Source organism: Duganella sp. 1411 (genome assembly GCF_017833525.1).
Classification (GTDB): Bacteria; Pseudomonadota; Gammaproteobacteria; order Burkholderiales; family Burkholderiaceae_D; genus Rugamonas.
Genome location: NZ_JAFICD010000003.1, coordinates 541739 through 563692, shown reverse-complemented (window position 1 = coordinate 563692; position 21954 = coordinate 541739). Strand labels below are relative to the sequence as shown.

General features: G+C 66.6%; 23 protein-coding genes and 1 tRNA gene. 18 read left to right on the top strand and 6 right to left on the bottom strand.

Features of this window, described 5'->3' with window-relative positions; genetic code table 11:
- Window position 1 precedes the first annotated feature (1 nt).
- The 11 genes from JOD97_RS19650 to JOD97_RS19600 all read left to right on the top strand — a co-directional run bounded on the left by JOD97_RS19650 (window position 2) and on the right by JOD97_RS19600 (window position 12275).
- Window positions 2-448, top strand: a complete 447-nt coding sequence (locus tag JOD97_RS19650) for a YchJ family protein (RefSeq protein ID WP_209721930.1) — start codon at window positions 2-4, stop codon at window positions 446-448.
- A gap of 42 nt (window positions 449-490) precedes the next feature.
- Complete coding sequence (locus JOD97_RS19645) at window positions 491-2113, top strand: carboxyl transferase domain-containing protein (protein ID WP_209721927.1); 1623 nt, start codon at window positions 491-493, stop codon at window positions 2111-2113.
- Window positions 2114-2121: 8 nt separating this feature from the next.
- A complete protein-coding gene (locus tag JOD97_RS19640) occupies window positions 2122-3045 on the top strand; it encodes a dienelactone hydrolase family protein (RefSeq protein ID WP_209721925.1) in 924 nt (307 codons plus the stop codon).
- A gap of 2 nt (window positions 3046-3047) precedes the next feature.
- Window positions 3048-3836: an enoyl-CoA hydratase/isomerase family protein gene (locus JOD97_RS19635; protein WP_209721915.1), complete on the top strand. Its 789-nt coding sequence runs from the start codon at window positions 3048-3050 to the stop codon at window positions 3834-3836.
- Between the two features lie 15 nt (window positions 3837-3851).
- The gene (gene bioA, locus JOD97_RS19630) at window positions 3852-5186 is read left to right on the top strand and encodes an adenosylmethionine--8-amino-7-oxononanoate transaminase (protein ID WP_209721912.1); all 1335 of its coding nucleotides are present in this window, start codon (window positions 3852-3854) and stop codon (window positions 5184-5186) included.
- 2 nt (window positions 5187-5188) lie between these two features.
- Window positions 5189-6403: an 8-amino-7-oxononanoate synthase gene (bioF, locus tag JOD97_RS19625; RefSeq protein WP_209721909.1), complete on the top strand. Its 1215-nt coding sequence runs from the start codon at window positions 5189-5191 to the stop codon at window positions 6401-6403.
- Window positions 6390-7202, top strand: coding sequence for a dethiobiotin synthase (gene bioD, locus JOD97_RS19620; protein WP_209721905.1), 813 nt, complete (start codon window positions 6390-6392; stop codon window positions 7200-7202). The genes bioF and bioD overlap by 14 nt, the downstream gene beginning before the upstream one ends.
- A 17-nt stretch (window positions 7203-7219) precedes the next feature.
- Window positions 7220-8269, top strand: a complete 1050-nt coding sequence (bioB, locus tag JOD97_RS19615) for a biotin synthase BioB (protein WP_209721902.1) — start codon at window positions 7220-7222, stop codon at window positions 8267-8269.
- Between the two features lie 88 nt (window positions 8270-8357).
- A complete protein-coding gene (locus JOD97_RS33290; RefSeq protein WP_209721899.1) occupies window positions 8358-10397 on the top strand; it encodes an acetyl/propionyl/methylcrotonyl-CoA carboxylase subunit alpha in 2040 nt (679 codons plus the stop codon).
- Between the two features lie 31 nt (window positions 10398-10428).
- Window positions 10429-11361: a glyoxylate/hydroxypyruvate reductase A gene (locus JOD97_RS19605; protein WP_209721897.1), complete on the top strand. Its 933-nt coding sequence runs from the start codon at window positions 10429-10431 to the stop codon at window positions 11359-11361.
- A gap of 2 nt (window positions 11362-11363) precedes the next feature.
- Entirely contained in the window at window positions 11364-12275 is a 912-nt protein-coding gene (locus JOD97_RS19600) for a hydroxymethylglutaryl-CoA lyase (protein WP_209721894.1), read from the top strand.
- Window positions 12276-12289: 14 nt separating this feature from the next.
- On the opposite strand, the gene JOD97_RS19595 is transcribed toward JOD97_RS19600, so the two are convergent.
- The 3 genes from JOD97_RS19595 to JOD97_RS19585 form a co-directional block, all read right to left on the bottom strand.
- A complete protein-coding gene (locus JOD97_RS19595) occupies window positions 12290-13024 on the bottom strand; it encodes a LytTR family DNA-binding domain-containing protein (protein ID WP_209721891.1) in 735 nt (244 codons plus the stop codon).
- Entirely contained in the window at window positions 13021-14319 is a 1299-nt protein-coding gene (locus tag JOD97_RS19590; protein ID WP_209721887.1) for a sensor histidine kinase, read from the bottom strand. Before JOD97_RS19590 ends, JOD97_RS19595 begins: the two co-directional genes overlap by 4 nt.
- A gap of 152 nt (window positions 14320-14471) precedes the next feature.
- A tRNA-Pro gene (locus tag JOD97_RS19585) sits at window positions 14472-14548 on the bottom strand.
- A gap of 123 nt (window positions 14549-14671) precedes the next feature.
- Here JOD97_RS19585 and JOD97_RS19580 point away from each other — a divergent pair.
- Window positions 14672-15292: a hypothetical protein gene (locus tag JOD97_RS19580; RefSeq protein WP_209721884.1), complete on the top strand. Its 621-nt coding sequence runs from the start codon at window positions 14672-14674 to the stop codon at window positions 15290-15292.
- A gap of 81 nt (window positions 15293-15373) precedes the next feature.
- On the opposite strand, the gene rsmI is transcribed toward JOD97_RS19580, so the two are convergent.
- Window positions 15374-16279, bottom strand: a complete 906-nt coding sequence (gene rsmI / locus JOD97_RS19575) for a 16S rRNA (cytidine(1402)-2'-O)-methyltransferase (protein ID WP_209721881.1) — start codon at window positions 16277-16279, stop codon at window positions 15374-15376.
- 112 nt (window positions 16280-16391) lie between these two features.
- Here rsmI and JOD97_RS19570 point away from each other — a divergent pair, with 112 nt between their 5' ends.
- From JOD97_RS19570 to cynS, 6 genes are all read left to right on the top strand, one after another.
- On the top strand, window positions 16392-17678 hold the full coding sequence (locus tag JOD97_RS19570; RefSeq protein WP_209721878.1) for a penicillin-binding protein activator: 1287 nt from the start codon (window positions 16392-16394) through the stop codon (window positions 17676-17678).
- A 7-nt stretch (window positions 17679-17685) separates the two neighbouring features.
- Window positions 17686-18084, top strand: coding sequence for a YraN family protein (locus JOD97_RS19565; protein ID WP_209721875.1), 399 nt, complete (start codon window positions 17686-17688; stop codon window positions 18082-18084).
- Between the two features lie 57 nt (window positions 18085-18141).
- On the top strand, window positions 18142-18738 hold the full coding sequence (locus tag JOD97_RS19560; protein ID WP_090324362.1) for a phosphoheptose isomerase: 597 nt from the start codon (window positions 18142-18144) through the stop codon (window positions 18736-18738).
- Window positions 18731-19426: a BON domain-containing protein gene (locus JOD97_RS19555; RefSeq protein ID WP_209721872.1), complete on the top strand. Its 696-nt coding sequence runs from the start codon at window positions 18731-18733 to the stop codon at window positions 19424-19426. The genes JOD97_RS19560 and JOD97_RS19555 overlap by 8 nt, the downstream gene beginning before the upstream one ends.
- Window positions 19427-19498: 72 nt before the next feature.
- The gene (locus JOD97_RS19550) at window positions 19499-20047 is read left to right on the top strand and encodes a peroxiredoxin (RefSeq protein WP_209721869.1); all 549 of its coding nucleotides are present in this window, start codon (window positions 19499-19501) and stop codon (window positions 20045-20047) included.
- A 61-nt stretch (window positions 20048-20108) separates the two neighbouring features.
- Window positions 20109-20552, top strand: coding sequence for a cyanase (cynS, locus tag JOD97_RS19545; protein WP_209721866.1), 444 nt, complete (start codon window positions 20109-20111; stop codon window positions 20550-20552).
- On the opposite strand, the gene JOD97_RS19540 is transcribed toward cynS, so the two are convergent.
- Window positions 20553-21371: a DUF3034 family protein gene (locus tag JOD97_RS19540; RefSeq protein ID WP_209722695.1), complete on the bottom strand. Its 819-nt coding sequence runs from the start codon at window positions 21369-21371 to the stop codon at window positions 20553-20555.
- A gap of 97 nt (window positions 21372-21468) precedes the next feature.
- On the bottom strand, window positions 21469-21954 hold the full coding sequence (locus tag JOD97_RS19535; RefSeq protein WP_209721863.1) for a group 1 truncated hemoglobin: 486 nt from the start codon (window positions 21952-21954) through the stop codon (window positions 21469-21471).

Sequence of the window (21954 nt, the reverse complement as noted above, 5' to 3'; positions counted from 1 at the left end):
CATGTCCAAGAAGTCCGCCGCGCCAGCCGGCTGCCCCTGCGGCGGCCCGTCCTACGCCGCCTGCTGCGGCCCCTACATCGACGGCGCCGCCATCGCGCCCACCGCCGAGGCGCTGATGCGCTCGCGCTATACCGCCTACGGGCTGCGCAACGAGCCCTACCTGCTGGCCACCTGGCACAGCAGCACCCGGCCGGCCGAGCCGATCATGAGCGACGAAGAAAAATTGCAATGGCTGGGACTTGAGGTAAAATCTGCTTTACGTTTACGTCAACGTAAAGTAGAAGTTGCACCGGAAGCAATTAATCCGGACCGCGACACGGTCGAATTCGTCGCCCGCTTCAAGGTGAACGGACGGGCGCAGCGCCTGCACGAGATCAGCAACTTCGTGCGCGAGCCGGCCGAGGGCGGCCCGCGCTGGTTTTACGTTGACGGTAGTTTTCCCGAATAGCCAACACGACGCGTGCGAGACCACGCGCACAAAGGAAAAACAATGCCGCAGATCGAAAGCAAGCTCAATCCCCGCAGCGAGGACTTCAAGGCCAACGCCGCCGCCATGCAAGCCGTCGTCGACGACCTGCGCGCCAAGGTCGCGCACATCGCGGCCGGCGGCGGCGAGACGGCATCGGCCAGGCACGTCGCGCGCGGCAAGCTGCTGCCGCGCGACCGCGTGCAGATGCTGCTCGATCCCGGCACGCCATTCCTTGAACTGTCGCAGATGGCCGCCTACGGCATGTACCAGGACGCCAACGGCGCCGACGCCGCGCCGGCGGCAGGCATCATCACCGGCATCGGCCGCGTGGCCGGCCAGGAGTGCGTCATCGTCTGCAACGACGCCACCGTCAAGGGCGGCACCTACTACCCGATGACGGTCAAGAAGCACCTGCGCGCGCAGGAGATCGCCGACCAGAACAACCTGCCGTGCATCTACCTGGTCGACTCGGGCGGCGCCAATTTACCGAACCAGGACGACGTCTTCCCCGACCGCGACCACTTCGGCCGCATCTTCTACAACCAGGCCAACCTGTCGGCCAAGGGCATCCCGCAGATCGCCGTCGTCATGGGCTCGTGCACCGCCGGCGGCGCCTATGTGCCGGCGATGAGCGACGAATCGATCATCGTCAAGGACCAGGGCACGATCTTCCTCGGCGGCCCGCCTTTGGTGAAGGCGGCCACCGGCGAGGTGGTCACGGCCGAGGACCTGGGCGGCGGCGACGTCCACACGCGCCTGTCCGGCGTGGCCGACCACCTGGCGCAGAACGACCTGCACGCGCTGTCGCTGGCGCGCACCATCGTCTCGAATCTGAACCGCGTCAAGCCGCAGCAGGGCGCCTTGCGCGCATCCGAGGAGCCGAAGTACGCCACCGAGGAGCTGTACGGCGTGATCCCGGTCGACACCCGCAAGCCGTTCGACGTGCGCGAGGTCATCGCGCGCATCGTCGACGCCAGCGAGTTCGATGAATTCAAGGCGCGCTACGGCACCACCCTGATCTGCGGCTTCGCCCACATCTTCGGCATGAAGGTCGGCATCATCGCCAACAACGGCATCCTGTTCTCCGAATCGGCGCTCAAGGGCGCGCACTTCATCGAGCTGTGCGCACAGCGCAAGATCCCGCTGGTGTTCCTGCAAAATATCACCGGCTTCATGGTCGGCCGCAAATACGAAAACGAAGGCATCGCCCGCAACGGCGCCAAGATGGTCACCGCCGTCGCCACCGCCGCCGTGCCCAAGTTCACCGTCATCATCGGCGGCAGCTTCGGCGCCGGCAACTACGGCATGTGCGGCCGCGCGTTCTCGCCGCGCTTCCTGTGGATGTGGCCCAACGCCCGCATCTCCGTCATGGGCGGCGACCAGGCGGCCAGCGTGCTGGCCACCGTCAAGCGCGACGGCATCGAGGGCAAGGGCGGCACCTGGTCGGCCGACGAGGAAGCCGCGTTCAAGCAGCCGATCAAGGAGCAGTACGAGCACCAGGGCCACCCGTACTACGCCACCGCGCGCCTGTGGGACGACGGCGTCATCGACCCGGCCGACACCCGCATGGTGCTGGGCCTGGGCCTGTCCGCCGCGCTCAACGCCGAGATCCCCGACACCCGCTTCGGTGTCTTCCGGATGTGATGCCGGCCATGCGCGACCGTAACCGCCCCCTGCTGGCCGCACTGCTGTGCGCCCTGGCGTGCGGCCGCGCCGGCGCGCAGGCGCAAACGCAGGTGACCATGCTGCAGCCGTTGACCAAGCCGGCCGGCCCGCTGCTGCCGATTGTCGACAAGCGCATGGGCGAGCAGGTGGTGGCCGTTCCCGCGACCATCGGCGGCGACGCCATCACCTTGCAAACGACGATCTTCAAACCGCCGGGCAACGGCCCGTTCCCGGTGCTGTTCATGAACCACGGTAAATCCGGCGGCAGCGACGCCCACCTGCAGGAGCGCGCGCGCTACGTCGTGCTGTCGAAGCAGTTCGTCCGGCGCGGCTACGCGGTGGTGATCCCGATGCGGCTCGGCTTTGCCGGCTCGGGCGGCATCTACGTCAACTCGCACTGCCAGGCGGAGAAAAACGGCGACGACCAGGCCAACTCGCTGTTCTTCGCGATGCAGTACGCGATGAAGCAGCCGTGGGCGGACCAGGAACACGTGCTGCTGGCCGGCCAGTCGCACGGCGGCCTGACGGCGATCGCCGCCGGCAGCCACAATATCAGCGGCGTGCGCGGCGTGATCAATTTCGCCGGTGGCGTCAACAGCCGCTCCAAGTGCGATTGGCAGAGCGCGCTGGTCGACGCCTTCAAGGCCTACGGCGCGCGCGGCAAGGTGCCGACGTTGTGGTTCTACGGCGCCAACGACACCCATTTCGGACCGAAGCTGGCGGCCGACCTGTACGCGGCCTACACGGGCGCCGGCGGCAAGGCGGAGCTGATCGCCTTCGGCCCGTTCAAGAGCGACGCGCACGCGATGGTGCTCAGTCCCGAGGGTGTGCCGATCTGGCTGCCGGAGACCGAGCGCTTTCTCAAGACGATCGGCATGCCGACCGAAATCAAGTACGCAATCAAGGAGTAGGCATGGCTTTCACCACATTGGACATCGCACGCGAAGGAAAAACCGCCACCGTCACGCTGAACCGTCCGGACACGCGCAACGCCTTCAACGAGGAGACCATCGCCGAACTCACCGCCGCCTTCCTCGAGCTGGGCGCCGACGACGACCTGCGCGCCATCGTGCTGGCGGCGAACGGCCCGGCCTTTTGCGCCGGCGCCGATTTGAACTGGATGAAAAAAATGGCGGGCTACACGCACGCCGAAAACCATGCCGACGCGCTGCAACTGGCGCAGATGCTGCGCACCATCTACCTGTGCCCCAAGCCCGTGGTGGCGAAGGTGCAGGGCGATTGCTACGCCGGCGGCATGGGCCTGGTGGCCGCGTGCGATATCATCGTCGCCGTCGACGAGGCCAATTTCTGCCTGAGCGAAGTGAAACTGGGCCTGATCCCCGCGACCATTTCGCCCTACGTGATCAAAGCCATGGGCGAGAACGCATCGCGCCGCTACTTCCTGACGGCGGAACGCTTCTCCGCGCGCGAGGCGCTGCGCATCGGCTTCGCCCACGAGGTGGTGGCCGCCGACGCGCTCGACGCCAAGGTGGCGGACATCGTCAAGGCGCTGGTCAACAACAGCCCGCACGCGGTGCGCCAGGCCAAGGCGCTGGTACGCGACGTGGTCGGGAAAACCGTCGACGACGCGCTGCTGGCCGACACCGCCGAGCGCATCGCGCATATCCGCGCGTCGGAGCAGGGCCGCGAAGGCGTGGCCTCGTTCCTGGAAAAGCGCAAGCCGAACTGGCTGACGCATTAACGAATCGGAGTTTCTTTGCAAGACAATAAACAAAGCGAATGGGTGGCGCGCAGCCTGCGCAGCGTATGGCACCCATGCACGCAGATGCAGCACCACGAGACTATTCCCCTGATCCCGGTCAGCCGGGGCAAGGGCGCGTGGCTGTACGACCACGAAGGCCGCCGCTACCTGGACGCGATCAGCTCCTGGTGGGTCAACCTGTTCGGCCACGCCAACCCGCGCATCAACGCCGCGCTGAAGGGCCAGCTGGACACGCTGGAACACGCGATGCTGGCCGGCTTCACGCACGAACCGGTGATCGAGCTGTCGGAAAAGCTGTCGGCGCTGACCGGCCATGCGCTGGGCCACAGCTTCTACGCCAGCGACGGCGCCTCCGCCGTGGAAATCGCGCTCAAAATGAGCTTCCACTCGTGGCGCAACAACGGTAAATCGGCCAAGCAGGAATTCGTCTGCCTCAAGGGCAGCTACCACGGCGAGACCATCGGCGCGCTGGCCGTCACCGACGTCGCGCTGTTCAAGGACGCTTACGGTCCGCTGCTGCGCGCCTCGCAAACGGTGATGTCGCCGGACGCGCGCAACGCCAACGCCGCCGAGGGAGAGACGGCCGAAGACATGGCGCGCCGCGCCGCCGCCGACGTCGAACGCCTGTTCGTCGACAAGGCCGACAAAATAGCCGCCATCATCATCGAACCGCTGGTGCAATGCGCCACCGGCATGGCGATGCACGATCCGTTGTACCTCAAGCTGGTGCGCGAACTGTGCGACCGCCATCAGGTGCACCTGATCCTCGACGAAATCGCCGTCGGCTGCGGCCGCACCGGCACCTTCTTCGCCTGCGAGCAGGCCGGCATCTGGCCGGACTTCCTGTGCCTGTCCAAGGGTATCAGCGGCGGCTACCTGCCGCTGTCGCTGGTGATGACGCGCGACGACATCTACCAGGCCTTCTACAGCAGCGACGTCACGCGCGGTTTCCTGCACTCGCACTCGTACACCGGCAACCCACTGGCCTGCCGCGCGGCCCTGGCGACGCTGCAAATCTTCGACGAGGACGATGTCCTCAACGCCAATAAGGCGAAGGCCGCGCGCCTGACGGCGGCGCTGCAACCGCTGGCGCAACACAAGCGGGTGCGCAACTTCCGCCAGCGCGGCATGATCTGGGCCTTCGACGCCATCGACGCCACGCCGGACTTTTCGCGCCGCTTCTTCGCCACGGCGGTCGAGCACGAACTGCTGATGCGCCCCATCGGCGCCACCGTCTACATGATGCCGCCGTATATCCTCAACGACGACGAGATCGACGGCCTGGCCGCCAACACGCTGGCCGTGTTCGACAAAACCATGGCGGGCTGACGATGAAGCTGATGAATCAACTCACCCAACAACTGCGCGCGCTCGACGAGCAGGACCTGACGCGCAAGCGCCGCACCGTCGACACGCCGTGCGGACCGCGCGTGACGGTCGACGGCCGCGAGTTGCTGGCCTTCTGCAGCAACGACTACCTGGGCCTGGCCAACCATCCGCGCCTCAAGCTTGCGCTGCAGGAGGGCGCGGCGATCCACGGCGTCGGCAGCGGCGCCTCGCACATGATCAGCGGCCATGGCCGCGCCCACGCGATGCTGGAGGAGCGGCTGGCCGAATTTGTCGGCGGCCACCTGGAGTCGGCGCGCGCGCTGACCTTCTGCACCGGCTACATGGCCAACCTGGCCATCATCACCGGCTTGACAGCCGCCGACCGCGAGGCCGAGATCTTCTCCGAATCGCTCAACCACGCCTCGCTGATCGACGGCGCGCGGCTGTCGCGCGCCCGGGTCCGGGTCTATCCGCACGCCGACCTGGAAAAACTGGGCGCGATGCTCGAGGCCAGCAACGCCGCTACCAAGCTGGTAGTGACGGACAGCGTCTTCAGCATGGACGGCGACCTGGCGCCGCTGCCGGAGCTGCTGGCGTTGTGCGAACAACACGGCGCCTGGCTGGTGATCGACGACGCCCACGGCTTCGGCGTCCTCGGCGACCATGGCCGCGGCGCGCTGGAGCACTTCAATCTGCGCTCGCCGAACCTGGTCTACATGGGCACCCTGGGCAAGGCGGCCGGAGTCGGCGGCGCCTTCGTGGCCGCGCACGAGACGGTGATCGAGACGCTGATCCAGAAGGCCCGCCCCTACATCTTCACCACCGCCACGCCGCCGGCGCTGGCGCACGCCCTGCTGACCAGCATAGAGCTGATCGAGGGCCAGGAGGGCATAAAACGGCGCGCTCACCTCGGTGCATTGGTGGCACAATTGGACGATGGCCAGGTTGGGCTCAAACTTCATCGCTGGCAGCGTTTGCCGTCGACGACGGCGATCCAACCTATCCTGATCGGCGATAATGCCGAGACCATGCGCGCCGGCGCGGCCCTGTACGAGCAGGGGCTGTGGGTCGGCACCATCCGCCCGCCAACCGTCGCACCAGGCACCTCGCGCCTGCGCGTGACGCTGTCGGCGGGCCATAGCAGCATGGAAGTCGCGCGGCTGATCGCCGCCCTTAATGTATTGGCATTGGAAAGGACGTCAGATGAGTCTCGATGATCCCGTCATAGCAGTCGATATCCCGTCGGACGCGCCGGCGGCCGTCGACGAGACCGAATCGCAGGCGCAGCCGGCGGTCCTGGCCAACGGCTTGCCGCCGCGCTTTTGCTGTTTCGTCACCGGCACCGACACCGAGATCGGCAAGACGCTGGTGTCGTCGGCGATGCTGCACGCGCTGGTCAAGGCCGGCGTGCGCGCCTGCGGCATGAAGCCGGTGGCCGCCGGCGCCGAGCTGCGCGACGGCGAATGGCACAACGACGACTGCGACCAGCTGGCCGCGGCCGGCAACGTCCACCTGCTGCCGACCATCACCACGCCGTTCCTGCTCAAGGAGCCGGCCGCGCCGCACATCGCCGCCGCACTGGAAGGCGTCGTCATCTCGCCGGTGCCGATCCTGGCGGCCTACGTCGAAATCAACGCCGCCTCCGACGCCGTGGTGGTCGAGGGCGTGGGCGGCTTCCGCGTGCCGCTCAACGACGAATTCGACACCGCCGACCTGGCCGAGCAGCTCGACCTGCCGGTGGTGCTGGTGGTCGGGCTGCGGCTCGGCTGCATCAGCCACGCGCTGCTGACGGTCGAGGCGATCGAGGCGCGCGGCCTGACCGTGATCGGCTGGGTCGCCAACGAAACCCAGGCCGACATGGCCTTCGCCGACGAAAACGTCGCCGCGCTGGCACAACGCATCGACGCGCCGCTGCTGGGCCGCATCCCGCGCCTGCAGCAGCCCAGCGCCGAGGCGGCGGCCGCCCATATCGATTTTACCGAGCTGCCCAACTGGCCAACTCAGAACAAACTTTGAACGAAGAAGGAAACCCGATGTCCCTGACCACCCTCCAAGAACCTAAAACCGTTTCCCTGCACCGCCCGACGGCCGCGATTACCCTGCCGCCGGCGGCGACCTGGCCGCTGGAAGATGTGATGGCGCTGTTCGACCTGCCGTTCAACGACCTGATGTTCAAGGCCCAGCAAACCCACCGCGTCAACTTCCCGGATGGCGACGTCGAACTGGCCACGCTGCTGTCGATTAAGACCGGCGGCTGCGAAGAGGACTGCGGCTACTGCCCGCAGGCGGCGCGCTACGACACCGGCGTCGAAGCCAAGAAGATCCTCGACATCGACACGGTGCTCGACGCCGCCCGCCAGGCCAAGGACAACGGCGCCACCCGCTTCTGCATGGGCGCCGCCTGGCGCAGCCCGAAGGAGCGCGACATGGACAAGGTCGAGGAGATGGTGCGCGAAGTGAAGGCACTCGGCCTGGAAACCTGCGCCACCCTGGGCATGCTGGAGGAAAGCCAGGCGCAGCGCCTGAAGGACGCCGGCCTCGATTACTACAACCACAACCTCGACACCGCGCCCGAGTTCTACGACAACGTCATCTCGACCCGCGAATACCAGGACCGCCTGGACACGCTGGGCCGCATCCGCGAGGCGGGCCTGAAGGTCTGCTGCGGCGGCATCGTCGGCATGGGCGAGACGCGCCTGCAGCGCGCCGGCCTGATCGCGCAGCTGGCCAACCTGAATCCGTATCCGGAATCGGTGCCGGTCAACCACCTGGTGCAGGTCGAGGGCACGCCGCTGTACGGCATGGACCCGCTGGACCCGTTCGAATTCGTGCGCACCATCGCCGTCGCCCGCATCACGATGCCGAAGGCGCGCGTGCGCTTGTCGGCGGGGCGCCGCCAGATGGGCGAAGCGGTGCAGGCGATGTGCTTCATGGCCGGCGCCAACTCGATCTTCTACGGCGACAAGCTGCTGACGACCGAGAATCCGGAAGCGGAGGACGACCGCAACCTGCTGGCCAAGCTGGGCCTGAAAACCCGCGGCGCCGTGCTGGAATCGGCGCCGAAGGAAAAGTGCGGCTGCTAACCCGCAAAGCTGGGCGGGGTCGTACCCCGAGGGGTACGACCCCAGGGTTGGCCGGGGGTTAAAAAACAAAGAATAGAGAGAGACAACCATGTTCACCAAAATCCTGATCGCAAACCGTGGCGAGATCGCCTGCCGCGTCGCCGCCACCGCCCGCCGCATGGGCATCAAGACCGTCGCCGTCTACTCGGAGGCCGACGCCGACGCCAAACACGTCGCCGTCTGCGACGAGGCGGTGCTGATCGGCCCCGCCGCCGCCAAGGAGAGCTACCTGTGCGGCGACAAGATCATCGCCGTCGCCAAGGCCACCGGCGCGCAGGCGATCCACCCCGGCTACGGCTTTCTGTCCGAGAACGCCGACTTCGCCGACGCCTGCGCCGAAGCCGGTTTGGTCTTCATCGGCCCGCCGGCGTCGGCGATGCGCGCGATGGGCTCCAAGTCCGCCGCCAAGTCGCTGATGGAAAAAGCCCACGTGCCGCTGGTGCCGGGCTATCACGGTGAACAGCAGGACGCCGACTTCCTGCACGCGCAGGCCGACAAGATCGGCTACCCGGTGCTGCTCAAGGCCTCGGCCGGCGGCGGCGGCAAGGGCATGCGCGTGATCGAGAACTCGGCGCAGTTCAAGGATGCGCTGGCGTCGTGCAAGCGCGAGGCGATCAGCTCCTTCGGCGACGACAAGGTGCTGGCGGAGAAATACCTGCAGCGCCCGCGCCACATCGAAATCCAGGTCTTCGCCGACACGCTCGGCGACTGCATCTACCTGTTCGAGCGCGATTGCTCGGTGCAGCGCCGCCACCAGAAAGTGCTGGAGGAGGCGCCCGCGCCGAACATGACGGCCGAACGCCGCGCCGCCATGGGCGAGGCGGCGGTGGCCGCCGCCAAGGCGGTCGGCTATGTCGGCGCCGGCACGGTGGAGTTCATCGCCAACCAGGACGGCTCGTTCTACTTCATGGAGATGAACACCCGCCTGCAGGTCGAGCATCCGGTCACCGAGATGATCACCGGCACCGACCTGGTGGAGTGGCAGCTGCGCGTGGCCGCCGGCGAGCCGCTGCCGAAGCAGCAGCACGAGCTGACCATCAACGGCCACGCCATCGAAGCGCGCATCTACGCAGAGAATCCGGAGAAGGGCTTCCTGCCGTCGATCGGCACCCTGCGCCACCTGGCCACGCCGGACGCGGTGTCGTTCGAGCTTGGCGGCGCGGCCGGCACGCCCGCCGGCGTGCGCATCGATTCCGGCGTGCGCGCCGGCGACGCCATCTCGCCGTTCTACGACCCGATGATCGCCAAGCTGATCGTCTGGGGCGCGGACCGCAAGCAGGCGCTGGCCCGCATGGCGCAGGCGCTGTCCGAATACCAGGTGGCCGGCCTGGCGACCAACATCGCCTTCCTCAAGCGCCTGGTCGAAGGCCAGGCCTTCGCCACGGCGGACCTGGACACGGGCCTGATCGAGCGCAATCACGACGCCTTGTTCCCGGCGCCGCAAGCCGCGCCGGACAGCGCGCTGGCGCTGGCCGTGGTGTCGCTGATCGCCGCCGAAACACAGGGCGCCGCCCAACAATCGCGCGCCAACCCGGCCGACCCGTGGGGCCAGGCGCTGGGCTGGCGCATGAACCAGCCGTACGTGCGCGCGCTGTCGTTCAGCGACGAATTCGCCAGCGACAAACCCTACACGGCCTACGTCAGCTACCGCGCCGACGGCTGGCTGTTCAGCGTGGGCGCGGGCGCGCAGCCCGAGGTGCTGGCCCTGACCTCGCGCGACGGCGACGGCTACAGCATCAAGCTGGGCGCGCGGGCCGTGCACGGCGCGGTGCGCCGCGACGGCGACGTGCTGCACGTCTTCACCGGCGGCGCCCATCACCAGCTGACCTACAACGACCCGATGGCCCACGCCGGCGAGACGGAGGCCGAAGGCGGCCGCCTGACCGCGCCGATGCCGGGCAAGGTGGTCGCGGTGCTGGCCGCCAAAGGCCAGGAAGTGAAAAAAGGGGACGCCCTCGTCATCATGGAAGCCATGAAAATGGAACACACCATCGCCGCGCCGCACGATGGGGTGGTCGATGACATCCTATACGGCGTCGGCGACCAGGTGGCCGATGGCGCACCGCTGCTGGCGTTCAAGACGGCGTAAAAGGAAGATCGGGAAGATCAGGGAGATCATCATGCGCATTCTTTTACATCGAGCGGACGGCAAGACCGAGCCGTGGATCAAGGACTTCACCAAGTTCCTGCCCGAGGCGGAATTCGAGATCTGGCACGCCGGCGAACCAAGCCAGCCGTGCGACTACGCGGTGGTGTGGTCGCCGCCGGAGGCGATGCTGCCGGAGCTGGCGCAGGTCAAGGCGATCTTCAACACCGGCGCCGGCGTCGACGCGCTGCTGCGCTTCGGCGACGCCATTCCGCGCGAGGTGCCCATCATCCGCCTGGGCGACGCCGGCATGGCGGTGCAGATGGCCGAATACGTCACGTACTCGGTGCTGCGCTATTTCCGCCGTTTCGACGAATACGAGGCGCAGGCGCGCGCCGGCCTGTGGGCGCCTTTGCCGCAGCATAACCGGGGCGACTTCGCCATCGGCGTGCTGGGCATGGGCGTGCTGGGCAAGCGCGTGCTCGAAGCGCTGGCGCCGTTCGGCTTCCCGCTGCGCGGCTGGAGCCGCACCGAAAAAGCCATGCCCGGCGTGCAGTGCTACCACGGCGCCGATGGCCTCGACACCTTCCTGCGCGGCAGCCGGGTATTGGTCTGCATGCTGCCGCTGACGCCCGACACCAGCAACCTGGTCGACCGCACCAACATGTGCAAGCTGCCGGCCGGCGCCTTCGTCATCAACGTCGCGCGCGGCGCCCACATCGCCGAGCCGGATCTGCTGGCGCTGATCAAATCCGGCCACATCGCCGCCGCCACGCTGGACGTGTTCCGCAACGAGCCGCTGCCGGCGCAGCACCCGTTCTGGCAGGAGCCGCGCATCACGATCACGCCGCATATCTCGGCGCTGACCTTGCGCCGCGAAAGCGTGCAGCAGATCGCCGAAAAAATCCGCAAGCTCGAAAATGGCGAACCCGTCGCCGACATCGTCGACCGCAACCAAGGATATTAAAGATGAACAGTTTGCCCCGGCAGGTCAAAATCGTCGAAGTGGGGCCGCGCGACGGCCTGCAAAACGAAAAAGCCAGCGTGCCCGCAGCGGTCAAGATCGAACTGGTGAACCGCCTCACCAGCGCCGGCTTCCGCAACATCGAGGCGGCGTCGTTCGTCTCGCCCAAGTGGGTGCCGCAGATGGCCACCAGCACCGAGGTCATGGCCGGCATCGACCGCAAGAGCGGCGTGATCTACTCCGCGCTCACGCCCAACATGCAAGGCCTGACGGCGGCGCTGGCCGCGCGCGCCGACGAGGTGGTCATTTTCGGCTCGGCGTCGGAGGCGTTCTCGCAAAAGAACATCAACTGCTCGATCGCCGAATCGATCGCCCGCTTCGAGGACGTGGCCAAGGCGGTCAAGGACAACGGCCTGCGCCTGCGCGGCAGCATCAGCTGCTCGTTCGGCTGCCCGTACCAGGGCGACGTGCCGCTCGACGCGGTGGCCGACGTGGTGGGCCGCATGCGCGACCTGGGTTGCGACGAGATCGACATCGCCGACACCATCGGCGTGGCCACGCCGCGCAAGACGCAGGCGGTGATGGAGCGCGCGATCCGCGAGTTCCGCGTCGACGCTCTGGCGGGGCACTTCCACGACACCTATGGGCAAGCGCTGGCCAACATCTACGCCAGCCTGGAGGTGGGCATCTCGATCTACCACTCGTCGGTATCGGGGCTGGGCGGCTGTCCGTACGCCAAGGGCGCGACCGGCAACGTCGCCACCGAGGACGTGCTGTACATGATGCAGGGGTTGGGAATCGAGACCGGCGTCGACCTGGACATCGTGGTGGATGCGGGGCAGTTCATCTCGCATTTCCTGGGACGCAAAGGCGCCAGCCGCGCCGGCAACGCGATCGCCGCCAAGCGGGCCAATTGAGGCGACGCCGCGCATTACATCTGGCGGAACTGCCGCGTACAAGCCTCGCTGACGGCCAACTTCTCCGGCCGTCCCTTCAAATGAATCTCCATGGCCGCCCCATCGCGGTCGATGCGCTCGATCGCCTCCAGGTTGACGATCGCGCCGCGATGCACCTGCGCGAACTGCCCCGGATCGAGCTGCTCGATCAAGCTTTTGAGCGGCACGCGTATCAACGCATCCCCCGTGGCCGTCACCACCCGCGTGTACTTGCCATCGGACGTAAAGAACTGCACATCCGCCACCATCACCAGCCGCACCGAATTGCCGATCGACGCCTTGATCCACTTCAAATACACCGGCGCCGCCGCCTTGCCGAACAGCTGCCGCCACACCTCCGGCGCCACCACACGCCCTTCGCGGCTTTTCAAACGCTTCACCGTCTGCAGCAAGCGCGCCGCCGAAAGCGGCTTGACCAGATAATCCGCCGCCCCTGCATCAAAGGCCTTGAGCGCATGCTCGGCATACGCCGTCACAAACACGATCTGCGTCGATTCGGGCACATGCAGCGCCACCTCCAGACCATTCAAGCCGGGAATCTGGATATCGAGGAAAACCACGTCCGGCCGCAGCGCCTCCAGCATCGCCACCGCCTCGATGCCGTTTTCCGCCCGCCCGACGATCTCCAGCTCGGGCCACAGCATCGCCAGCTGGTCGGCCAGCTCCGCGCGCAGCAGCGGTTCGTCCTCGACGATCAAGGCGCTGGTCATGCCGCCTCCCGCGCCGGTAGCGGCACCGACAGCGTCGCCTCCACGCCGCCATCGGCCGGCGCGGCCACCGCCAGCGACGCCCGCTCGCCATACAGCAGCTGCAAGCGTTCGTGGATGTTGGCCAAGCCGACTCCCTGGCCCGGCTGGTCGCTCAGCCCCGCGCCGTTGTCGCGCACCGTCAGCCGCAACGCGCCGCCGTCGATGGCGGCGGAAATCAGCAGATCGCCGGGGCGGGTGGCGCTTTCCAGGCCGTGCTTGATGGCGTTCTCCACCAGCGAAATCAGCATCGCCGGCGGAAACGGCAGCGCCCGCACGGCGTCGTCGGCATCGATACGGAAGCGCAGCCGCTCGCCCATCCGTATCCGCATGATGGACAGGTAATCGCCGGCCAGCGCCAGCTCGCGTCCCACGGTGGAGGAGACGGAACGCATGTCCGGCAGCGCGTTTTGCAGATAGCCGACCAGGTGATCGAGCATCAGCTGCGCCGCTTCGCCGTCGGTGCGGATCAGGTATTTCAGGTTGGCCAGGGTATTGAACAAAAAATGCGGCTCCACCTGCGCCTGCAGCGCCGACAGCTTCGCGCTCAGCGCCGCGCGTTGCAGTTCGTGCTCGCGCCGGGCCAGTTGCAACGTGTGGTGGCGGCGCTTGACTTCGACATGCAGATGGTGGGCCACCGTCTGCACCGCACCCCATGGCTCGCCCCGCTGTACCTGGAAGAACTCCAGGCCGAAGCGCCGCCGGACCTCGATTTGCGTCGGCTGTCCGGGTTCGCCGGTCACCAGCACTTCCATGCGCCGCCACAGCCATAAGGTGCGTGGCGGCGCGATCCGTATCCGGCCCTTGAACTGCTGGTGCGAAAACGACGCCGGGCCCGGATAACCCAGCGCCAGACCGAGTGTCAGGCCGGACAGGGTTTCGGCGCACAACTCAAAAGTGCCGAGCGTATCGAGCGGGGAGCTCACCGTCATCCGGGGCCGCGAGGAGATCATCTCCGGCGTCAGCGCCGTGCCGGCCTCGCGCAGCGTGCCGAGGTAGCTCGAGGCCATGGCGATGAGCGCCGGGAAGACGAGGATGAAGTCGATCAGGGGCAGCAGGTAGAACCAGTTGACGCCGGCGGGGATATAGCCCTGCGACCACCAGGCATAGACGACCGGAACCGTCACGCACAGGCCGCACACCAGCACGGCCGCCAGCGCGTGCCGCAGCAGCGTTTGCAAATAATACCTGCGTACCAGCGACGCGTCGTGCTCGACGAGCGGCACCCTGGTGTTAAACGGCAATTTGAACGACATCATGGCGGCACCTCCGTTTGGACTGAAGGCATTCTAACCAGCAGCCCAAGGTGCCGGAGGCATATGCGACCGGGGGCCGGTTTTGCGGGATGAATCCGGCTTTCAAAAGGAAAAACCCCCGTTTGACGTTGCCATCAAACGGGGGTTTTAGATACTGGTCGGAGTACAAGGATTCGAACCTTGGACCCCCTGGTCCCAAACCAGGTGCGCTACCGGGCTGCGCTACACTCCGAAGAAGCAAGATAATACAAGCTGCCCCAGCATCCGTCAAGTGCCCCTATGACATTCATTATGTACCACGGCCGATTTTTTTCAATGTAAGATCGAAGGCTATGCATAACTTAGCTAAAAAACCATGAACGCGACCCTTGATGAGTCCGTCCGGCCGCGGCGGCCGGGCATGGTCTGGGGCGTCGCTGTTTCGGTGGTTTTGCATGCGTTGCTGATCTTTGGATACCGGTCGAGAACGCCCGAGGCGCCGCCGCCGAGGGAGGCGATGACGGTTTGGCTGGCGCCGCCGCCCAAGCCGCCGGCGCCGGTGGTCGTCGAGCTGAAGCCGCCGCCGGTCGAGCCGGCTCACCCGCGCGAGCGGGATAAAAAGGTGGTTCGTGCGGATAAGCCGGCGCCGAAGCCCGCCGCCGAGGAGGCGCCGTCGCAAGCGATCACTTTACCGGCGCCGGCCGCCAATGTGCCTGATCCGCTGTATCCGCAGCAAGCACAGCAACAGGCCAAACAGTTTGATATGAACGCGGCGCTGAAGACGGCGCGTAAAGTAGCGAACGAGAAAGACCCGGCGCGCGCGGGGTTGCCGGTGGCGCAGTTGGACGATCATCCGCTTTACCCGGAACAGAAGGCCAGCGAGCTGGCGACCAAGATGGAAGGGGCCAAGCGTAAAGATTGCCTGGCCCAGCCTGGTAATCTGCTGACGCCTTTATTTTGGTTGTTGGATAAGAAGGATCATGGGTGTAAGTTTTGAGTATCGTTCAACCCGCACGGCGGCGAACAGGGGTCGTACCCCACGGGGTACGACCCCGGCCTTTTCGGGTTGCCGCGCGGCTCAATCATCTTTTAACTGCAAGGCACGGTCGTACAGCGCGTTTTTCTTGCGGCCGGTGATCTGCGCCGCCAGGTTCGCGGCTTGCTTGACCGAGCATTCGGTCAGCAAGATCTTCAAAATCCGTTCCGCCTCGACATCTTGCTCGTCCTCGGCCGCCGGCGCGCCGGCCAGCAACACGACGAACTCGCCCTTTTCGCGGTGCGGATCGGCCTTGATCCACGCTTCGGCCTCGGACAGCGGGCAGCGGTGGATTTCCTCGAACATCTTGGTCAGCTCGCGCGCGAACACCACCTCGCGCTCCGGCTCGAACACGGCCGCCAGCGCGACGGCGCAGTCGAGGATGCGGTGCGGCGCCTCGTAGAACACCATCGTCGCCGTCACCGCGCGCAATGTGCCGAGGAAATTCTCGCGCTGCTTGGCCTTGGCCGGCAGGAAGCCGACGAAATAGAACTGATCGTTGACCAGCCCGCTGGCCGACAAGGCGGTCACCGCCGCCGACGCCCCCGGCAACGGCAACACGCGCAATCCGGCCGCCCGCACCGCGTCGACGATGCGCGCGCCCGGGTCGGACACGCCCGGCGTGCCGGCGTCGGACACCAGCGCGATGCGCTCGCCGGCCCCCAGGCGCGCGATCAAGGTCTCGGCCACCTCGCGCTCGTTGTGCTGGTGCGCGGCGATGAGCGGCTTGTGCAGCCCGAAACGGGTCATCAGTTGCGCCGTGTTACGGGTGTCCTCGCAGGCGACCGCGTCGACCAGGTTCAAAACGTGCAACGCGCGCAGCGTAATATCGGTCACATTGCCGATCGGGGTCGCCACGATATACAAGGTTGCGCTAGGATAGGCCTGGTGCGCCGTTTCACCCAGCACGGGTAGGGTGGAGATGGCGCGGGTTTCTTGGTCGGTCATTGGGGGTCGAATGAAAAGTATGAGGTTGTCGCTGCGGTCCGCGGCGATTACGACGATTGCGGCGGTGGCGGTGGCGGCGTTGAGCGCGTGCGGCAGCACGCCGATTCCGCCGATGGCGCCCATTATAAGCCCAAGCGCGCCGCCGCCCGCCCCGGTCCAGCCGCTGCCCAAGCCGCCGCCCGAACCGCCGCTGCCGGCGGCCGAAACCTTCGCCATCGACCTGCCGGGCGGCGCCGCCGCCGGCAACCGCGCCGACCAGGCCCGGCCGGACGAGCGCGCGGCCGACGAGCGCGCCTTGCCGTCCAACGCCCCGGTCAACATGGCGCTGCTGCTGCCGCTGCGCTCCGAAACGCTGGGCGCGGCCGCCGAATCGCTGCGCGCCGGCTTCATGGCCGCCTGGGAGCGCGACCGCGACAACGTCACCGTCACCGTCATCGAAACCACCGACGTGCCGCAGGACATCCTGTCGACCTACGCCAGCGCGTCCGAGCGCGAGGACATCATCATCGGCCCGCTGGCGCGCTCGGCGGTGGCGGCGGTCGCGGCCAGCCCGCTGGTGAGCAAGCCGACCATCGCGCTGAACTATCCGGAAGGCTACGGCAGCGCCGGCGCCGCGCCGCTGCCGCCGAAGATGCTGGCCATGGGCCTGTCGATCGAGGAGGAGGCGCGCCAGGCCGCCCAGTGGGCCGCCGCCGAGCATCCCGGCGCCAGCGCGCTGATCCTGACCACCAGCTCGGCGTGGCAGCGCCGCGTCGCCGCCGCCTTCGCCGGCCAGTGGCAGCGCCTCGGCCAGCCGGTGCGCATGGTCGAGCTGAACGCGCCCAACGGCTACCTCAGCGATCCGGACCTGGTGCAACTGCGCGCGCGCCTGGCGCAGGACCCGCCCGGCCTGCTGTTCTCGGCGATGGGCGCCGACCAGACCCGCCAGCTGCGCGGCGCGCTGGGCGCCCCGCTGACGACCGAGCCGACCAATCCGGTGATCAGCACGGCCGACGCCATGCCGGCCCAGCCGCCGGTGCCGGTGAGCGCGTTCGGTGCGCTGCCGGTGTACGGCACGTCGGCGCTCAATCCGGGCGCGACGCTGGCCTTCGCCGGCCCCGAGCTCGACGGCGTGCGCCTGCTCGACCTGCCTTGGCAGGTGCAGCGCGACCACCCGGCCGTGATGGTCTACCCGCACCCGGTGCAGGCCGGCACGGCCGACATGGAACGGCTGTACGCGCTGGGCATCGACGCCTACCGCGTGGCGCGCGAGATCAGCCGCCATCCGGCCGGCCGCTTCCATGTGGACGGCGTGACCGGCCGCCTGACGGTCGATTTCGGCCAGGGCGCGGCCAGCTTCGAGCGCGTCGAACAGCCGGCCATCTACAAAAACGGCGTGCCGCAGGCCGTCGCCAAATGAGATCGCCATGTCGCCGCCACGGCAACGCCCCGGCCCCGGCGGCGGCAAGCAGGCCAAACAACCCACCGAGCAGCAGCGGCTGGGACGGCTGGGCGAGGACCGGGCGCTAAGCCACCTGGTGGAACAGGGCCTGGCCCTGGTCGAGCGCAATTTCCTGTGCAAGGTCGGCGAAATCGACCTGATCATGCGGCACAACGGCGGCCTGGTGTTCGTCGAGGTGCGGCGCCGGGCGGCGGCCGGCTTCGGCGGCGCGGCCGCCAGCGTCACCCCGGCCAAGCGGCGGCGCCTGATCAACGCGGCCCAGTATTACCTGCTGCGCTACCCCAGCCCGCCGCCGTGCCGCTTCGACCTGGTGGCCATCGACGATGAAATATTGTCATGGATACAAAACATTCTTGAGTTGTAAGCATTTTTAACAGAGCTTGTCCGGCTCGTTGAGGGACTGCACTATAATCAGCACACTATGAATAATCAACGCATCCTGGCGCACTTCCACGAAAGTGCCGAAATCAAAATCCAATCCGCCACCGTCCTCGCGCCGCATCTGGCGCAGGCGATCGACCTGATGTTCTCGGCGCTGTCGAACGGCAACAAGATCCTGGTGTGCGGCAACGGCGGCTCGGCTGCCGACGCCCAGCACTTCGCCGCCGAACTGGTGGGACGCTTCGAGCGCGAACGCTTCCCGCTGCCGGCCATGGCCTTGACCACCGACACCTCGATCCTGACGGCCGTGGCCAACGACTACAGCTACCGCGAGATCTTCTCCAAGCAGGTGCAGGCGTTCGGCCAGGCCGGCGACATCCTGCTGGCGTTCTCGACGTCGGGCAACTCGGCCAACGTGATGGCGGCCATCGAAGCGGCGCTCGAGCGCGAAATGCGCGTCGTGGCGATGACCGGCAAGGGCGGCGGCGCCATCGGCAAGATGCTGACCGACGCCGACGTCCACATCTGCGTGCCGGCCGACCGCACCGCCCGTATCCAGGAAGTCCATCTGGTGTCCATACACTGTATCTGCGACGGCATCGACGTCGCGCTATTCGGAGGAGATGTGAATGACTAACCCAGGTGCCATCTGGCGCAGGATCCAGCGCCCGCTGGCCATGAGCGTGCTGTGCGCAACGATGATGACCTCGCTGACGGGCTGCATCGCGCTGGTCGCCGGCGGCGCCATCAGCGGCACGCTGGCGGCGTCGGACCGCCGCACCTTCGGCGCCCAGACCGAGGACACCACGATCCAGATCAAGGCCTCGAACAAGCTGCGCAACGTCGTCGGCGACGCCGGCCACACCAACGTCAACAGCTTCAACCGCCGCGTGCTGCTGACCGGCGAAGTGCGCGACGAAACGATGAAAGCGGCCGCCGAGCGCGAAGTGCGCGGCGTCGAGGGCGTGCTGTCGGTCATCAACGAGCTGGAGATCGCCGGCCCGTCGAGCTACACCTCGCGCTCCAACGACACGCTGATCACCACCAAGGTCAAGGCCAGCCTGGTCGACGCCAAGGATATCTCGGCCAACTCGTACCAGGTCGTCACCGAGCGCGGCACGGTCTACCTGCAGGGCCGCGTGACCCAGCGCGAAGGCCAGATCGGCGCCGACATCGCCCGCGGCGTGAGCGGCGTGACCAAGGTCGTCAAGGTGTTCGAATACATCTCCGAGGACGAGTACAAGCAATACCAGTCGACGCCGGCCCCGGCGGCGGCCCCGGCCAGCACCGACAGCGGTGGCGCCACCACCCACTCGGTGCAGTAAACCGGGCATGGCGGGCGCCGTCGGGGATACCGGTCTATAATGACCTCATCCCCCACGGCGCCTGAATCGATCATGCAAGATACTACGCTCACCTCCCCCGTTTCCCCCGCTAAAACCTCGTCGCCGGGCTGGATCAAGCCGGTGCTGGCCGCCGTGGTGATCGCCGCGATCGGTTTTGGCGGCTACGTCTCGCTGGCCAAGCGGCCGGTTGCGCCGAACGTCGGCTTCGTCACCATCCAGGGCGAAAAAATCACCCCCGACAGCCTGCGCGGCAAGGTCGTCATGGTCAATTTCTGGGCGACGTCGTGCACCACGTGCGTGGCCGAAATGCCCCAAATGGTCGACACCTACAACAAGTTCAAGCCGCAGGGCATGGAGTTCGTCGCCGTGGCGATGAGCTACGATCCGCCGAACTACGTCGTCAACTACGCCGAAACGCGTCATTTGCCGTTCAAGGTGGCGCTGGACACGGACGGCTCGGCCGCCAAGGCCTACGGCGACGTCGCCATGACGCCGACCACCTTCGTCATCGGCAAGGACGGCAAAATCCTCAAGCGCTACCTGGGCAAGCCCGATTTCGACGAGCTGCACAAGCTGCTGGCGACATCGCTGAAGAGCTAAACCGCCGCGCGCTGGCATGGCGCTTGCATGCTCCATGGGCAAACCAACCCGAGGAGCCGTCATGGACCGCCAGCAAGTCACGCAAAAAATCCTGTCCGTTAAAGTCGCGCGCAACATGCGCTGGAGCGACATCGCCGAACAGATCGGCCAGAGCAAGGAATGGACCACGGCCGCGCTGCTGGGGCAGATGACCTTCGACCGCCAGCAGGCCGACATCGCGCAGCGGCTGTTCGATTTGACCGACGAGGAAGCGGCGTGGCTGCAGATCGTGCCGTACAAGGGCTCGCTGCCATCGGCGGTGCCGGCCGATCCGCTGATTTATCGCTGGTACGAGATCGTCAACGTGTACGGCACCACCATCAAGGAATTGATCCACGAGGAATTCGGCGACGGCATCATGAGCGCGATCGATTTTTCGATGGATATCCAGCGCGAGGCCGATCCGAAGGGCGACCGGGTGCAGGTGGTTTTGAGCGGCAAGTTCCTGCCGTATAAATCCTATTGATCAAAACCCCGCCTGCGCCGACAGATACACGCCGCGCTGCTTCTTCGGATTGAAAATGGTGATGTCGCCCAGCTCCGCGTACGCCGCCGTCACCGAAAAATGCTTGGTCGGGAACCAGGCCACGAACGCGTCGTAATACGCCTTCTCGTCATCGACGCCCAGGTTGTGCGGCTTGCGCCGGTACTCGGCGCCCACCGCCAGCTTCCGCGTGACAAGATACGCGGCCGAGATCTCGGGCATCAGGCGCCGGCTGTCGCGCAGGTCGCCGCCAAATCCCAGCAAACCCATTTGATTCGCCTTGGTGGACCGCAAGGTGGCGTTGAGCAGCAAACTTTGCTCGAACAGGATCTTGGTGGCGGCGACATAATAATCGTAGCCGCGATCATCCCCGGCGCCGAGCTGCGTCACATTGGTCACGCCAAGCGCGCCAAGTCCCCGCACCCCCTTGTTCTTCTTGTACATCGCGCCGACGGCGATCTGCGGCAGCCAGCGATCCTGGTCATACACGGCGTCTCCGGCGACCTTCACCTTCACGCCGACGATATCCTGCTCGATCGCCAACTGGTCGAGCGGCGCCAGGCGGCCCTTGAATTCCTGGTTGGCCAGCGAAATCTCCACCCGGTCCGCGATCCCCACCGCCACGCCATAGCTGGTCAACTTGTAGTCCTGGGTTTTCAGATAGGTGTAGTGCGCGTTCGCGCCCCAGCTATCGCGCGTGCCGTAGCCGGAGATCAGCGCCCACGGCACGATGCCGCCACCACCCGCGCCTTCGACCTGGCTGACGCCACCGGTGGCGAGGAACTTGCCCATGTCCGGCATGGCCTGCGCGCCGGCGCCGGCGCACACCGAAGCCGCCGCCACCGCCGCCAGGATGTTTTTCAGATGATGATGGTTCACTCGGATGCTCCCGGCCAGATTATTGGGTCACGATGACACGCTGCATCGGCGCCAGCTTGGCAATCAGCTTGTTCGCCACGCTATTGGGCACCTGGTTGCGCTCCATGGCGATCTGCAGGTCTTCGGTCAACGCGTTGAACATGGCGTTGGTGACTTTCAAATCCTGGTGCACGGTCGCCATGTCGCGCACCGTGCCGACGCCGTCCATCGTCTTGTCGCGGTATTTGCCGGTGTACTTGCACGGGCCGCCGGCGAACTCGCAGAACTGCTCGCGCAGGCGCGCGTTGAGCTGCTCCATGTCGAAGTCGGCGAAGCTGTCCTTGATGCGCGGATCGGCCAGCAGCAGCGGAATGAACGTGTCGACGATCTTCCGGATGCCTTCCTTGCCACCCAGGCCCTGATACACCGCGTCGTCGGTGTACGGCGTTTGCGCGGACGCCGGCGCACACGCCAGCGCCCATCCCAGCACGGAGCCGGCCGCTGCCAGCTTGAAGAATTTGATCAT